The 13,857-nt window shown below is 68.7% G+C and carries 11 protein-coding genes; 6 read left to right on the top strand and 5 right to left on the bottom strand.

Going from position 1 to position 13,857, the window contains the following annotated elements; translation table 11 throughout:
- The first annotated feature begins 73 nt into the window (after window positions 1-73).
- Window positions 74-1,138 carry a YeeE/YedE family protein gene (locus BYZ73_RS04640; protein WP_112315076.1) on the top strand — a complete coding sequence of 355 codons (1,065 nt, stop codon included), beginning with the start codon at window positions 74-76 and terminating at the stop codon, window positions 1,136-1,138.
- Between the two features lie 3 nt (window positions 1,139-1,141).
- On the opposite strand, the gene BYZ73_RS04635 is transcribed toward BYZ73_RS04640, so the two are convergent.
- Window positions 1,142-3,331, bottom strand: coding sequence for a primosomal protein N' (locus tag BYZ73_RS04635; RefSeq protein WP_112315163.1), 2,190 nt, complete (start codon window positions 3,329-3,331; stop codon window positions 1,142-1,144).
- Between the two features lie 90 nt (window positions 3,332-3,421).
- Here BYZ73_RS04635 and fsa point away from each other — a divergent pair, with 90 nt between their 5' ends.
- The 5 genes from fsa to BYZ73_RS04610 all read left to right on the top strand — a co-directional run bounded on the left by fsa (window position 3,422) and on the right by BYZ73_RS04610 (window position 7,302).
- Window positions 3,422-4,075 carry a fructose-6-phosphate aldolase gene (gene fsa / locus BYZ73_RS04630; RefSeq protein WP_108026191.1) on the top strand — a complete coding sequence of 218 codons (654 nt, stop codon included), beginning with the start codon at window positions 3,422-3,424 and terminating at the stop codon, window positions 4,073-4,075.
- A 48-nt stretch (window positions 4,076-4,123) separates the two neighbouring features.
- Window positions 4,124-4,831 (top strand): DUF484 family protein, encoded by a 708-nt coding sequence (locus BYZ73_RS04625; RefSeq protein WP_112315075.1) that lies wholly within the window; start codon window positions 4,124-4,126, stop codon window positions 4,829-4,831.
- Window positions 4,828-5,751 (top strand): tyrosine recombinase XerC, encoded by a 924-nt coding sequence (locus tag BYZ73_RS04620; RefSeq protein WP_112315074.1) that lies wholly within the window; start codon window positions 4,828-4,830, stop codon window positions 5,749-5,751. The genes BYZ73_RS04625 and BYZ73_RS04620 overlap by 4 nt, the downstream gene beginning before the upstream one ends.
- Window positions 5,752-5,916: 165 nt before the next feature.
- Window positions 5,917-6,351, top strand: coding sequence for a hypothetical protein (locus BYZ73_RS04615; protein WP_112315073.1), 435 nt, complete (start codon window positions 5,917-5,919; stop codon window positions 6,349-6,351).
- A gap of 270 nt (window positions 6,352-6,621) precedes the next feature.
- The gene (locus tag BYZ73_RS04610; protein ID WP_112315072.1) at window positions 6,622-7,302 is read left to right on the top strand and encodes a hypothetical protein; all 681 of its coding nucleotides are present in this window, start codon (window positions 6,622-6,624) and stop codon (window positions 7,300-7,302) included.
- Between the two features lie 47 nt (window positions 7,303-7,349).
- Here BYZ73_RS04610 and ileS read toward each other — a convergent pair whose 3' ends face one another.
- The 4 genes from ileS to BYZ73_RS04590 all read right to left on the bottom strand — a co-directional run bounded on the left by ileS (window position 7,350) and on the right by BYZ73_RS04590 (window position 13,839).
- Window positions 7,350-10,253 carry an isoleucine--tRNA ligase gene (ileS, locus tag BYZ73_RS04605; RefSeq protein ID WP_112315071.1) on the bottom strand — a complete coding sequence of 968 codons (2,904 nt, stop codon included), beginning with the start codon at window positions 10,251-10,253 and terminating at the stop codon, window positions 7,350-7,352.
- Between the two features lie 188 nt (window positions 10,254-10,441).
- A complete protein-coding gene (locus tag BYZ73_RS04600; protein ID WP_112315070.1) occupies window positions 10,442-11,191 on the bottom strand; it encodes a VPLPA-CTERM sorting domain-containing protein in 750 nt (249 codons plus the stop codon).
- Window positions 11,192-11,341: 150 nt separating this feature from the next.
- Window positions 11,342-12,412, bottom strand: a complete 1,071-nt coding sequence (locus BYZ73_RS04595) for a YcjF family protein (RefSeq protein WP_112315069.1) — start codon at window positions 12,410-12,412, stop codon at window positions 11,342-11,344.
- A complete protein-coding gene (locus BYZ73_RS04590; protein ID WP_112315068.1) occupies window positions 12,409-13,839 on the bottom strand; it encodes a YcjX family GTP-binding protein in 1,431 nt (476 codons plus the stop codon). The genes BYZ73_RS04595 and BYZ73_RS04590 overlap by 4 nt, the downstream gene beginning before the upstream one ends.
- Window positions 13,840-13,857 lie beyond the last annotated feature (18 nt).

Below are 13,857 nucleotides of genomic sequence, written 5' to 3'. Positions count from 1 at the left end.
GGGCCTGACCCAGATCAAGGCGGGCCGGGTCCGACGACGGCAGAACCCTTGGCCAGGGAGAGAGGAGATCTGCATGGATATCGTCCAGCTGGTGGAGCGCATCGGCGAGGGTCCGACAGCCGCGCTGTTCGGCCTGATCGCCGGGGGGATCTTCGGGGTCGCGGCGCAGCGGTCGGCCTTCTGCCTGCGCGCGGCGGCGGTCGAGGTGGCGCGCGGCCAGCTTGGCGCCCGGCTGGCGGTCTGGCTTCTGTGCTTTTCGACCGCGCTCGTCTGGGTCCAGGCGGCCGAGCTGTCGGGCCTGATGCGGTCGGGGGATGCGCGGATCATGGCGGTGCCGGGCTCGTGGTCGGGCGCGGTCGCGGGCGGGCTTCTCTTCGGCGTCGGCATGGTGCTGGCGCGGGGCTGCGCCGGGCGGATGCTGGTGCTGGCGGCGACCGGCAACCTGCGCTCGGTGGTCTCGGGGCTGATCTTCGCCGTGGTCGGCCAGATGAGCCTGCATGGCTGGCTGGCGCCCCTGCGCGACCGGATCGCGGGGCTCTGGGTCACCGCGGGCGGGCGCAACAGCGATCTGCTGGGCGGGCTCGGGCTGCCGCGCGAAAGCGGGCTGGGGCTGGGCCTGATGATTGCGGTGCTGGCGCTGTATCTGGCGCGGCGCAACCGGATCTCGTTTCGCAAGCTTGTCTTCGGCGCGGGGGTGGGCTTTGCCGTGGCGGTCGGCTGGGTGCTGACCTTCGGGCTGTCGCAGGTCGCCTTCGACCCGGTGCAGGTGCAAAGCCTGACCTTCACCGGCCCCTCGGCCAACACGCTGATGTTCTTCCTCGAACGCCCGGCGATCCTGCAATTCGACATCGGGCTTGTGCCCGGCGTGTTCCTGGGCGCCTTCGCCGCTGCCTGGGTCGGGGGCGATCTGCGGCTGCAGGGCTTCGAATCCGAGGTCAACATGCGCAAGGCGATGATCGGGGCGGCGCTGATGGGCTTCGGCGGCATGCTGGCGGGCGGGTGTTCCATCGGGGCGGGCGTGACCGGCGCCTCGATCTTTGCGGGCACCGCCTGGCTGGCGCTGTTCAGCATGTGGATCGGGGCGATGGCGACCGATTACCTGATCGACCAGCCGCACGGGGCCGCGCGACCTGTCTGAGCCTCACATGAAGCTTTGCGGGTCGATATCGACGGCAAGCCGCAGGTTCGGCGGCAGCTTGACCGGCGCAATCCAGTCGGTGATGGCGGCCTGAAGCGGCACGCCCTTCGGCGCCTTGACCAGAAGCCGGACCCGATGGCGCCCGCGAATGCGCGCGACCGGCGCGGGCGCCGGGCCGAAGACTTGCGCCCCCACCCGGCGCAGCGCCCCGTCATTGCGCGCAAGCCACGTGCCCAGATCGAAGGCGGGTTTCGCCTCGGGCGCCGAGAGGATGATCCCCGCCATCCGGCCATAGGGCGGCACCCCGGCGGCGCGCCGTTCCGCGGCCTCGGCCCGCCAGAAGCCCTCTTCGTCGCCGGTCAGGATCGCCCGAATCACCGGATGCTCGGGCTGGTAGGTCTGCAGAAGCGCCAGCCCCCGCTCGGCCCCGCGCCCGGCCCGCCCCGCGACCTGGCGCATCAGCTGGAAGGTGCGCTCGGCCGCGCGCAGGTCAGACCCCTGCAGTCCCAGATCGGCATCGATCACGCCAACCAGCGTCAAAAGCGGGAAGTTGTGGCCCTTGGCCACCAGCTGGGTACCGATGACGATATCGGCCTCCCCCCCCGCGATGGCCTCGATCTGGGCCTTGAGCGCACGGGCCGAGCCGAACAGGTCCGAGGACAGCACCGCGACCCGCGCCTCGGGGAACAGTGCCACCGCCTCTTCTGCCAGCCGCTCGACCCCCGGCCCGACCGGTGCCAGCTTGCCCGCAACCCCGCAGGAGGGGCAGGTTTCAGGAATGGGCTTCGTCTCGCCGCATTGATGGCAGACCAGCCGCTGCTGGAAGCGATGCTCGACCATCCGCGCGTCGCAATGCTCGCAGCCGATCATGTGACCGCAGGCGCGGCAGACCGTCAGCGGCGCATAACCCCGCCGGTTCAGGAACAGAAGCGACTGCCGCGAGGCCCCGAGCCGCGCCCGAACCTCGGCTTCGAGCGCGGGCGAGATCCAGCTCCCGGGTGCCGTGTCTTCGGCGCGCATGTCGATGGCGGCCATCTCGGGCAGGGTCGCGGTGCCAAACCGCGCCGCCAGATCGAGCCGGGCGTATTTCCCCGCATCGGCATTGGCCCAGCTTTCCAGCGACGGCGTGGCCGAGGCCAGCACCACCTGCGCCGAACACAGCGAGGCGCGCAGCACCGCCATATCGCGGGCGTTGTAAAGAACGCCCTCTTCCTGCTTGTACGAGCTGTCATGTTCCTCGTCGACGACGATCAGGCCCAGATCGCGAAACGGCAAGAACAGCGCCGAGCGCGCGCCCACCACCAGCTGCGCCCCCCCCTCGCCCGCCATCCGCCAGAGCCTGCGCCGTTCGACCGAGGTCACGCCCGAATGCCATTCGGCGGGGCGCGCGCCGAAACGGGCCTCGACCCGGGTCAGGAATTCGGCGGTCAGGGCGATCTCGGGCAGAAGCACCAGCGCCTGACGGCCCTGTCGCAGGCAGGCGGCGACGGCCTCGAGATAGACCTCGGTCTTGCCCGAGCCGGTCACCCCCTTCAGCAGCGTCGTGCCATAGGCCCCCGAGGCGACGCCCGCGCAAAGCGCCCGCGCGGCGGCGGCCTGATCCCCGGCCAGCGCCTTGCCGGGCCGCGTCGGGTCGAGCCGGGGATAGGGGCGGTCGCGCGGCAGATCCTCTTCCAGCACCGCGCCCGAGGGCACGAGCCCCTTGATCACGCCGGGCGAAACCCCGGCCTCAGCCGCCAGTTCAGACAGGGTGAAGGACAGCCCGCCAAAGGCCTCCAGAACCTCCAGCACCCGCTCGCGCGCAATCGTCATCCGGTCGGGCTGCCCCTCGCCCCGGCGATAGACCCTGAGCGCGCCCGGCGCCTCGCCCAAGCCCGGCGTCCGGGTGGCAAGCCGCAGCATCAGCGGCAGCGGTGTCAGGGTGTAATCGGCCGCCCGGGCCAGAAAGGTCCGCATCTCGTCCCGCATCGGCTGAGCGTCCAGAATGCGGCCGACCCGGCGCAGTTTCGCGGCATCGAAGCTGCCCTCGCCCGGCCCCCACACGACACCCATCACCCGGCGCGGGCCCAGCGGCACCTCGACATAATCGCCCAGCCCGCAGCCGCCTTCGGGCGCCAGATAGTCCAGCACCCGGCCCAGAGGCTGCGCGGTCAGAACGCCCACCCGCGCCCCTTCGGGAAAAACCTCCCTCATCGCGCCGCCCCGTCCCACCGGGGTTTCGGCCCGGCCCCGCATCGGCTATCACCGGCGCGACCGATTGCAGCAAGGCCCGGGGAGGCTTTCATGAAATTCTTTGTCGATACCGCCGATATCGAGGCAATCCGCGAACTCCACGACCTGGGGATCGTGGATGGCGTGACCACCAACCCGTCGCTGATCCTGAAATCGGGCCGCGACATCCTGGAAGTCACGAAAGAGATCTGCGACCTGGTCGACGGCCCGGTCTCGGCCGAGGTGGTGGCGACCGGCGCCGATGCCATGATCGAGGAAGGCCGCAAGCTTGCGAAGATCGCGTCCAACATCGCGGTCAAGGTGCCGCTGACATGGGACGGGCTGAAGGCCTGCAAGACGCTTTCCGGCGAAGGGCACATGGTCAATGTCACGCTGTGTTTTTCCGCCGCGCAGGCGATCCTTGCCGCCAAGGCCGGAGCCACCTTCGTCTCGCCCTTCATCGGGCGGCTCGACGACATCAACCTCGACGGTCTGGACCTGATCGCCGATATCCGCACGATCTACAACAACTACGACTACAAGACCGAGATCCTCGCGGCCTCGATCCGCTCGGTCAACCATATCAGCGAGGCCGCCAAGATCGGCGCCGATGTCGTGACCGCGCCGCCCTCGGTTCTGAAACAGATGGCCGCGCATCCGCTGACCGACAAGGGCCTTGCGGCGTTCATGGCCGACTGGGAAAAAACGGGGCAGAAAATTCTTTAGGGCTGGTGTATCCTGCCTCCAAAATACAAAGCAAACGAGGCAGAAAACATGAGCAACACCGCAGCGATAGCGGACGATCTTCGCGCGAGGATCATCAACGAGCCCAAGGTGATCCTCGACGATCCGGACGTGATGCGCGCCCTGGTCGCGGCCAATGACAAGATGATGGGCGCCAACATCGTCGATCTGCGCGGCATCGCGATGGAACGGCTCGAGGCGCGGCTCGACCGGCTGGAAGAGACCCACCGGTCGGTCATCGCCGCCGCCTACGAAAACCTCGCAGGCACCAACCAGATCCATCGCGCCGTGCTGCGCCTGCTGGAGGCGCCCGATTTCGAAACCCTGCTGGGGCTTCTGGACGACGATCTGGCCGCGATCCTGCGCGTCGATTGCGTGCGGCTGGTTCTGGAAACCGATGGCGACCGGGCCGAGACGGCGCTGGCCGCGCCCGGCGGCGCGGTGCGGGTGATGACCGCAGGATTTGCCCGGAGCTATGCCGGAAACGGCACCAGCCGGCCGCCGCGCCGGATCGTGCTGCGCCGCACCGGACCGCATTCCGAGTCGATCTACGGCAGCCGGGCCGCCGAGCTGCGGTCCGAGGCGTTGCTGACGCTCGATCTGGGCGAGGCCCGGCTGCCCGCGCTGCTGGCGCTGGGGTCGGCCGATCCGCAGCAATTCACCCCCAATCAGGGCACCGACCTGATGGAATTCTTCGCCGATGCCGTTGAAAGGGTGCTGCGGCGCTGGCTGGCATGAGCCTCGCGCTCAGCCCGGCGCTGCGCGACGCGCTCGAAGCCTGGCTGGCCGAGGAGCGCGCCATCGACGGCGCGTCCGAGGCCACGATCCGGGCTTATGCGACCGATCTGCGGGGGTTTCTGGCGTTTCTGGCTGACTATGACGGCGAACCCGCAGCCCCCGCCCGGCTGGCCCGGATCGAGCTGCGCGACCTGCGCGCCTGGATGTCACATGAACGCGGGCGCGGGCTGGGGCCGCGGTCGCTGGCGCGGGCGCTGTCGGCGGTCAAGGGCTTCTTCCGCTGGTTCGGCAAGCGCGAGGGGTTCGAACCGACCGCCGTTCTGTCGGTGCGTTCGCCCAAGTTTACCCGCAAGCTGCCCCGCCCGCTTGCCGAGGACGCCGCCCGCGCGGTGATCGCCGATCTCGGCGACACGCCCGAGGTGCCCTGGATCGCGGCGCGCGACGCGGCCGTCGCGACGCTTTTATACGGCTCGGGGCTAAGGATTTCCGAGGCTCTGGGGCTTCGGGGCCGCGACACGCCGCTGCCCGACATGCTGCGGATCGTCGGCAAGGGCGGGAAAGAACGGCTGGTGCCAGTCCTGCCGGTCGCGCGCGAGGCGGTCGCCGCCTATCTGGACCTCTGCCCGTTCGATGTTGTGCCCGACGGGCCGCTTTTTCGCGGCGCGCGCGGCAGGGCGCTGAACCCGCGGATGGTGACCCGGGCAATGGAGGGGGCGCGGGCCCGGCTGGGCCTGCCCGCCTCGGCCACGCCGCATGCGCTGCGCCACAGTTTCGCCACACATCTTCTCGCCGCCGGGGGCGATCTCAGGACGATCCAGGAATTGCTGGGCCATGCCTCGCTGTCGACCACCCAGGCCTATACGGCGGTCGATACGGCACGGCTTCTGGACGTCTACGACGCGGCCCATCCCAAGGCCTGAGCGGCCCGGCCCGGCGGCGGTCACAGACGCGCGATTCGGGGTATTTGCCGACAGATGCCCCGGTTCTGCCTCATTTGATCCACCATTCCGGTGTTCAATGGCGAAAGCCGGACCGTGTCTTCCCGACACGGGCCTGCTCCATTGTGACTGCTGGAAAGGACAGCCATGAACATCTCGATGACCAGCTCGGCCCTGACCGGGCTGGGCGCCGCGCGGCAGACCCCGCCGCCTCCAGCGGCGTCCGGCTCCTCCGAGGCCCAGACCAGAAGCTCGGAGGATACGCGCCTCAAGCTTCTGGAAGCCGAGGAAAGCGAGGACTCCCGGTCCGCGCGCCGTCCGCTGACGGCCTCCGACGACGCATCGGCGTCCGACGACGCATCGGCGACCGACCGGCGGACCGAAACCGCGACCGTCCCGGCGGCGCCGCCCGAGGCCGTCGACGCCCCCCGGCCCGCCCCGGCGCCCAGCCAGACCGAGTCGATCATGCAGGGCGTCCTGTCCAGCCTGAGCGACACCGGTTCGTCCAACGACCAGGCGTCGACCCAGGCCGAAGCGCTTTACACCGCGATGCAACGGATGCTGACGGAAAAAGCTGCCTGACCGAGGCCGCACCGTCATCTTTGCCCCACCACCTGCCCCCTGGCTTGATGGCCGGGGGAATGTACCCGTCATGAGTCTCGGGATCACCCGAGGACCGTTTCCCGACTGCCCACCGCACGACCGGGACCCTTCGGCCAAACGCTTTCAAATCCGGGAAAATCCTGCGGAAAAACCTGCGCCGCCCGGGGCTTCCGCAGGGGGGCCGTTCAGGTTTGACCAACCTCTTCTTCCGAGCATGGGGCTCCACCTGTCTGCTCAGAAGGAGAGACCATGACCGCACCAATCGCAGGCGACTTCTCCGCCTGGGGCGTCGCTGCAGCACGCAAGGCGCTACATATCGATTCCCGCCAACAGGGGCCTGCCGCCTCCGGCCAGGCCCAGTCCGCAACGGACATCCTGAGCCAGATCGACAAGGACAAGGATGGCGGCCTGTCCTATGGCGAGGTCGCCAGCACCGGCCTCGCGAACCTGATCGACGCCAACGCCAAGTCGGATGTCGATACCAATGGCGATGGCCTTCTGTCGCTGTCCCAACCGGAAACGCGCAGGGAAAGCCTCGGAACTCCAGGCGCCACCGAGAACCTCGTGAAAAGCATGATGGAGCTCGAGACCGAGGCCGCAAAGCCTCCGGAACAAGCCGCTGGCCCCTACGATCCGACGGGGAACAGCCAGCCTTCGACCCGGGACAGCGCCCTGAGCCGGATCGCGGACTTCCTCGATCCGGACAACCGGGCGGTGTCGGTCGGCGATGAGGACAAGGCGGCCGCCCGGTCGGACATTGCGGCCAATCGCCAGACTCCACCGCCGGATTCGACTACCAGGCTGCTGCAGAGCGAGTTCCAGACCGACAGCTCGTTCGACCGGTCGGTCTTCAAGGACCAGCTGGCGCTGCAGACCGGCGTTGCCACCTTCCAGAACACCAAGGCGCTGTTCTCGGGGGCCGCTGCCTGATCCCGCGACAAGGATGGGGGCCGGGTCGATCCGGCCCCCGCATCGTCTCAGCCCAGGGCCGCGCTGCAGCGCCCGCAGGTCTGCGGATGTGCGTGCTGGCCCACATCGGGCAGGATCTTCCAGCAGCGGCCGCATTTCTCGCCCTCGGCCTTTTCGAAGACCACGCCCACACCATCGACATCGGGCAGGCGGAACGCCTCTTGCGGGCGCGGGTCGCCGCTGAGCTGCACCGCCGAGGTGATGCAGATATCGGCGAAATCGACCGATTTCAGCGCCTTCAGCACCTCGGCATCGCGCACATGCACCACCGGCGCGGCCTCTAGGCTGGCGCCGATCACCTTGTCCTGACGCTGGATCTCGAGCGCGGCAGTCACCACGCGGCGCACCTGGCGGATGCCCGCCCATTTCGCAGCCAGCGCCTCGTCGCGCCAGTCGGCGGGCGTGTCGGGAATGTCCTGCAGATGCACCGAGCCCTCATCCCCGGGGAAGCGCGACAGCCACACATCCTCCATGGTGAAGACGAGGATCGGCGCCAGCCAGGTCGTCAGCCGCTGGAACAGCAGATCCAGCACGGTCCGAGACGCCCGCCTGGTCGCCGAGTCGGCCGCGTCGCAATAAAGCGCGTCCTTGCGGATGTCGAAATAGAAGGCCGACAGATCGACGGTGCAGAAGTTGAACAGCGCCTGGAACACGCCCTGGAAGTCATAGGCGTCGTAGCCCGCGCGAACCTTTTCATCCAGTTCCGCCAGCCGGTGCAGCACCCAGCGTTCCAGTTCCGGCATCTCGGCGGGCGCGACCCTCTCGGCCTCGGAGAAGCCCGCGAGGTTGCCCAGCATGAAGCGCATGGTATTGCGCAGACGCCGGTAGCTGTCGGCCACGCCCTTGAGGATCTCGGGGCCGATCCGCTGGTCGTTGGTATAGTCGGTCTGCGCCACCCAGAGCCTGAGGATGTCGGCGCCGTATTGCTTGACGACCTCTTCGGGCACGATGGTGTTGCCGAGCGATTTGGACATCTTGTTGCCCTTCTCGTCCAGCGTGAAGCCGTGGGTCAGCACGCCGCGATAGGGCGCGCGGCCCAGCGTGCCGCAGGCCTGCAGCATCGAGGAATGGAACCAGCCCCGGTGCTGGTCGGTGCCTTCGAGGTAAAGATCGGCGATGCCATCCTCGGTGCCATCGGCGCGGTCGCGCAGCACGAAGGCATGGGTCGAGCCGCTGTCGAACCACACGTCCAGCACGTCGAAGACCTGAGTATAGTCCTCGGCATTGTGATCGTTGCCGAGGAAGCGTTCCTTGGCGCCGGGGGCGTACCAGGCATCGGCCCCTTCGGCCTCGAAGGCGGCGGTGATGCGCGCGTTGACGGCGGGGTCCTTCAACAGGAAATCGGGATCGGTGGGCTTGGCGCCGGTCTTGACGAAGCAGGTCAGCGGCACGCCCCAGGCGCGCTGGCGCGACAGCACCCAGTCGGGGCGCGACTCGATCATCGAATGGATGCGGTTGCGGCCCGATTGCGGCGTCCACTTCACCAACTGGTCGATCGAGGCCAGCGCGCGCGCGCGGATCGTGTCGCCATAGGTGCCCATGCCGTCGTCCAGCTTGTGGTCGATGGCCGCGAACCATTGCGGCGTGTTTCGGTAGATCAGCGGGGCCTTGGACCGCCAGCTATGCGGATAGCTGTGCTTGAGCCGCCCGCGCGCGATCAGCGTACCGACCTCGACGAGGGTGTCGATGACGCGGCGGTTGGCATCGCCCTCCTTGCCGTCGGGCCGGATGATGACGGCGCCGGCGAAAAGCGGCAGGTCGGGCCGGAAGCTGCCGTCTTCCAGCACGTTGTAGGTCATCGGCAGATTAAACTTCAGCCCGATCTGGTAATCGTCATCGCCATGGCTGGGCGCGGTGTGGACAAAGCCCGTGCCCGCGTCATCAGTCACGTGATCGCCCGGCAGCATCGGCACGTCATAGTCCCATTCGCCGTTGCCTCCCTCGATGCCGCGGAAGGGATGCGCGAGCGTCAGCGCGCCCAACGCGCCGGCGGACACATCGGCCACGCGGGTCCACATATCCGAGGTCAGACGAGCCGAGCCCAGCACGCTTTCGGCCAACGCATCGGCAAGGATGAAGCGGTCGCCGACCTTGGCCCAGCATTCCTCGGGCGTTGCCGTGACTTCGTAAAGACCATAGCCGATCTCGGGGCCGAAGCAGACCGCGCGGTTCTGCGGGATGGTCCAGGGCGTCGTGGTCCAGATCACCACCTGCGCGCCGTCCAGCGCCTCGGACGCCCCCGAAACGATCGGGAACTTCACCCAGATCGTGTGGCTCTGATGGTCGTGATACTCGACCTCGGCCTCGGCCAGCGCGGTCTTTTCCACCGGCGACCACATCACGGGTTTCGAGCCCTGATAGAGGCAGCCGTTCATCAGGAACTTCATGAACTCCTCGGCGATCACCGCCTCGGCATGGAAGTCCATGGTCAGATAGGGATCGGCCCAATTGCCGGTGACGCCCAGGCGCTTGAACTCCTCGCGCTGGACATCGACCCAGCCCTCGGCGAAGCGGCGGCATTCCTGGCGGAAATCGACGACATCGACCTTGTCCTTGTCGAGCCCCTTGGCGCGGTACTGTTCCTCGATCTTCCACTCGATGGGCAGGCCGTGGCAGTCCCAGCCGGGCACATAGCGCGCGTCGCGGCCCATCATCTGCTGGCTGCGGACGATGAAGTCCTTGAGGATCTTGTTCAGCGCGTGGCCGATATGCAGGTGCCCGTTGGCATAGGGCGGACCGTCATGCAGCGTGAAGGGCGCCCGGCCCTCCTTCTCGCGCAGCCGGTCATACATGCCGATTCGGGCCCACCGCTCCAGCCAGGCGGGTTCGCGGGCGGGCAGGCCCGCGCGCATCGGAAAATCGGTCTCGGGCAGGAAGAGGGTGTCTTTGTAGTCGGGTGTATCGGCACACATGGCAGGAATCCTCGGAATGCGATCCGGATTACGGTCTTGATGATGTCTGGAAAGTTCGGCGCGACGGGTCAAGCGCCTTTGCCCGGTCGCTCTGGATCAGAGCGCCGGGCCCGTAATTCGACGGATCGGCCGGACAGAACAAGGCATGCGGTCTCTATAGACAGCGCCCGGACCAAGGTAAAGCGCCGCTACCCCCTGCGGCGACGCAGCGCGACCAGACCGCCCAGCGCGGTCGCCAGCATCAGCCCGGCCGCGGGCAGCGGGATCGGCGCCGGAACCGTCGAGATCGCGCCCAACCCGTAGATGTCGACGCCCGCCCAGGGACCGTCATAGGGAAGATGCGCGATATCGACACCGCAGGCCTCGCCCACGCTCCATTCCATCAATCCGGTCTCGGGGTTGCAGTAGCGCGGCAGGTCGACGATCATCACCCGCGAGAACGCCATACCGGGCATCACGCCGGCCGCGGCATCGATGTCGATGCCGGTCGAGCCCCCGAGGAAGATCGAGCCCTCGGTGCCGGTCAGCGCGAACCAGTCCTCCGTCCCGCCCGCCATCCCGATCAGGACCAGAAAATGCTCGTCATGGTCGCCACCGGCGAAGACTTGCAGATCGGGCGCGGCATCGCCCGAAGGCACCAGCAGGTTGTCGTCAAAACCCAGCACCAGGCTGCCGCCCTCGCCCAGCGACACATAGCCGTTGCATTCGCCAAGATAGCTGTCGGGGCCGGCCGAGGCCACGCCCAGCGCCTTCGAGGCATCGGTGCAGGGCGCCACGCCGCCGCCAAAGCCGAAACCGGGCGTGAAACTCACGACGCGGTCCGCAAAAGAGATATCGCCCGCGGGAAAGTCGATCCCGTAGACGGTGCTCGCGGTCGCGGACTGGGCAGCAAGAAGGCATGCGGCCCCGAGAAGGGCCGCCGGAAAGGCGTGTGTCATGGCGCTCGATCTCCGGTTCGCCCGGCGGGTCGCCGGGCCCGCCCCCAGTCTACCCCGGCCCGGCCGTCAAGCTCAAGCAAACAAGGGTTAATCCGGCAGGGCGCGGGAACCGGTCGCAGGTCTGGGCAGGTCTGGGCAGGTCCGCGCCGGTCAAGAATCGGGGCGCGAGAAGACGCCGGTCAGCGCCCGCTTGACCAGCGCGCTGACCGAGGGCCTGCGCGCCTCGCGGAAGGGCAGCGGACGGCAGACCTCCATCGCGGCGACGCCGACCCGGGCGGTCAGGGCGCCGTTCACCACGCCCTCGCCGAAGCGGCGCGAGACCTTGGCCAGCATGCCGCCTCCGGCAATCGAGCCGATCATGTCATCGCCCACCGCGACCGCGCCGGTCGCCACCAGATGGGTCATCACCGCGCGCGCCAGCCGGATCGAGCCCAGCACGCCGCCGCGTCCGCCATAGATCTCGGCGATGCGGCGGATCATCCGGAGGTTCGCGGTCAGCGCGGTCAGCAGATCGGCCAGCGCAAGCGGCACGATGGCGGTGATCGTCGCCACTTGGCGCGCCGCCGCCTCGATCTCGCGGGTGGCCGCCGCATCGAGCGGCAACAGCAGCTCGCGCTCGGCCAGCCCCATCAGCCCGTCGGCGTCGAAGATCTCGTCGCGCCGCTCGGCCAGCCGGGCGCGGCCCCAGCGGGTGTCCTCGCGCGCGGCATAGAACCCCGTCAGACGGTCGACCAGCGTCCGGGCCGCCTTCACGTCATTGGCACCGATGGCGGCCTCGGCCTCGCGATGCAGCGTGTCGAGCCGCCTGAGGCGCGCGAAGGCCGCCATCTCGCGGAGCGCGATCAGCAGCACGGCCAGCGCGACCAGCCCGACCAGCGTCAGGGCGATGGTGCCGAGGATCTGGTTGCGCTCGAACAGCCCGAAGACGAAATTCCAGGCCGCGACAGAGATCACGAAGCCCAGAAGCGTGACGAAGGACGACCAGAAGAACCGCGCCAGCCGCGAGGGGCGCCGCGCGGCCAGCGCCGCAAGGGTCTTCATGGCGCGCCCCTCGGGGGCCGGGTCCTCGTCCTCGTCGGGCACCGGCGGCGCCGTGGCCGGGCTGACCGGCGGGTCCTGGGGCGGCGGGCCGGCAAACGGTTCGGGCTCGGGCCTGCGCGCGGGCCGCGCGGGCGCCGTCTCCTCGTCCTCGAGGTCGAACACGACGGGGCGGCGGGTCATCTCAGGCGGTCTCCCAGCAGGAATTCGGCGGCCTTGTCCAGCCGGATATGCGGCGGCCCCTCTCCCGGTTTCAGCGTCAGCCGCGCCGGGGCGAAATGCATGACCTGATAATCGCCGTCGAGCCAGTCCTCGGCCCCGTCCCGCGCCGGTTCCAGCAACAGCGCCGGGTCCTCGGGCAATTCGCCCGGGTAAAGCGCGGTCTGCCGGCCCGTGGACATCAGCGTGCCGCGCACGCAGTCATAGCTTTCGCCGCGCTGCTCGCGGGTCTCCTCGACCGTCGCCCGAAGCGCGGCAATGGCCATCGCCGCAGTGTCGGCCCCCGCGAAATCGGCGCGGCGGCGCGCGTCCTTCATCAGCGCCTGCATGATCGAGGTCAGCCGGGCATGCTGGGAATGGTGCAGATGGTCGGCCTTGGTCGCGGCAAAGAGGATCTTCTCGACCCGCTTGCCCATCAGGAAGCGCGTGAGCCAGGCATTGCGCCCGGGCCGGAACGCGCCGAGGATCTCGGTCATCGCGCGGCGCAGATCCTCGACCGCGCGCGGCCCCGCATGGATCGCCCCCAGCGCATCGACCAGCACCACCTGCCGGTCGATCCGCGAGAAATGATCTCGGAAGAAGGGTTTGACCACCTCGCGCTTGTAGGCCTCGTAGCGGCGTTCCATCTCGCGCCAGAGACTGCCGCGGGGCGTGCTGCCGCCCGGCACCGGCAAGGGCGCGAAGGTCAGCACGGGTGAGCCCGCCATCTCGCCCGGCAACAGGAAGCGCCCAGGGGTGCAATCGGAAAAGCCCGCCTCGCGCGCGATGTTCAGCGCCTCGGTGAAGCGCGCGGCCAGCATCTGCGCGGTCGCCTCGTCGAAGGGTGCGCCCGGATCGACCCCGCCCAGCGCCGCGACAAAGCCCTCGGACCCCGGCCGCTGGTCGAGCCGACCCAACGTGTCGGCCGCCCATTCGGCATAGTCCTTGTCCATCAGCGCCAGATCCAGCAGCCACTCGCCGGGATAATCGACAATATCGACATGGATCGTGCGCGGGCCCGTCACCGCGCCGAAGATGCTGCCAAGCCCGCCGGGCCGCACCTTCAAGGACAGCCGCAATTCCGAAACGGCGCGGGTCGAATCGGGCCAGTGCGGCTCGGACCCGGTCATCGCCGCCAGATGCGCCTCGTAATCGAAGCGCGGCACGGTGTTGTCGGGCTGAGGCCGCAGATAGGCCGAGACAATGGCCCCCGAGGCGGCCGCGCGCAGCTGCGGCATCCGCCCCCGGTCGAGCAGGTTCGCCACCAGCGAGGTGATGAACACGGTCTTGCCCGCGCGCGACAGGCCGGTCACGCCCAGCCGCACCACGGGTTCCATGAAGGTCTCGGAAACCGAGGCGGCGATGCCTTCGACGCCGCGTGTCATTCCATCCGCCAGATCGCCGATGCGCAAGGTCGCTCCTTTCGAGGT

It is taken from the genome of Rhodovulum viride, from assembly GCF_003265965.1.
GTDB lineage: Bacteria > Pseudomonadota > Alphaproteobacteria > Rhodobacterales > Rhodobacteraceae > Rhodovulum > Rhodovulum kholense.
The sequence above is the reverse complement of the archived record's forward strand: the minus strand, read 5'-3'. Positions and strand labels throughout refer to the sequence as shown.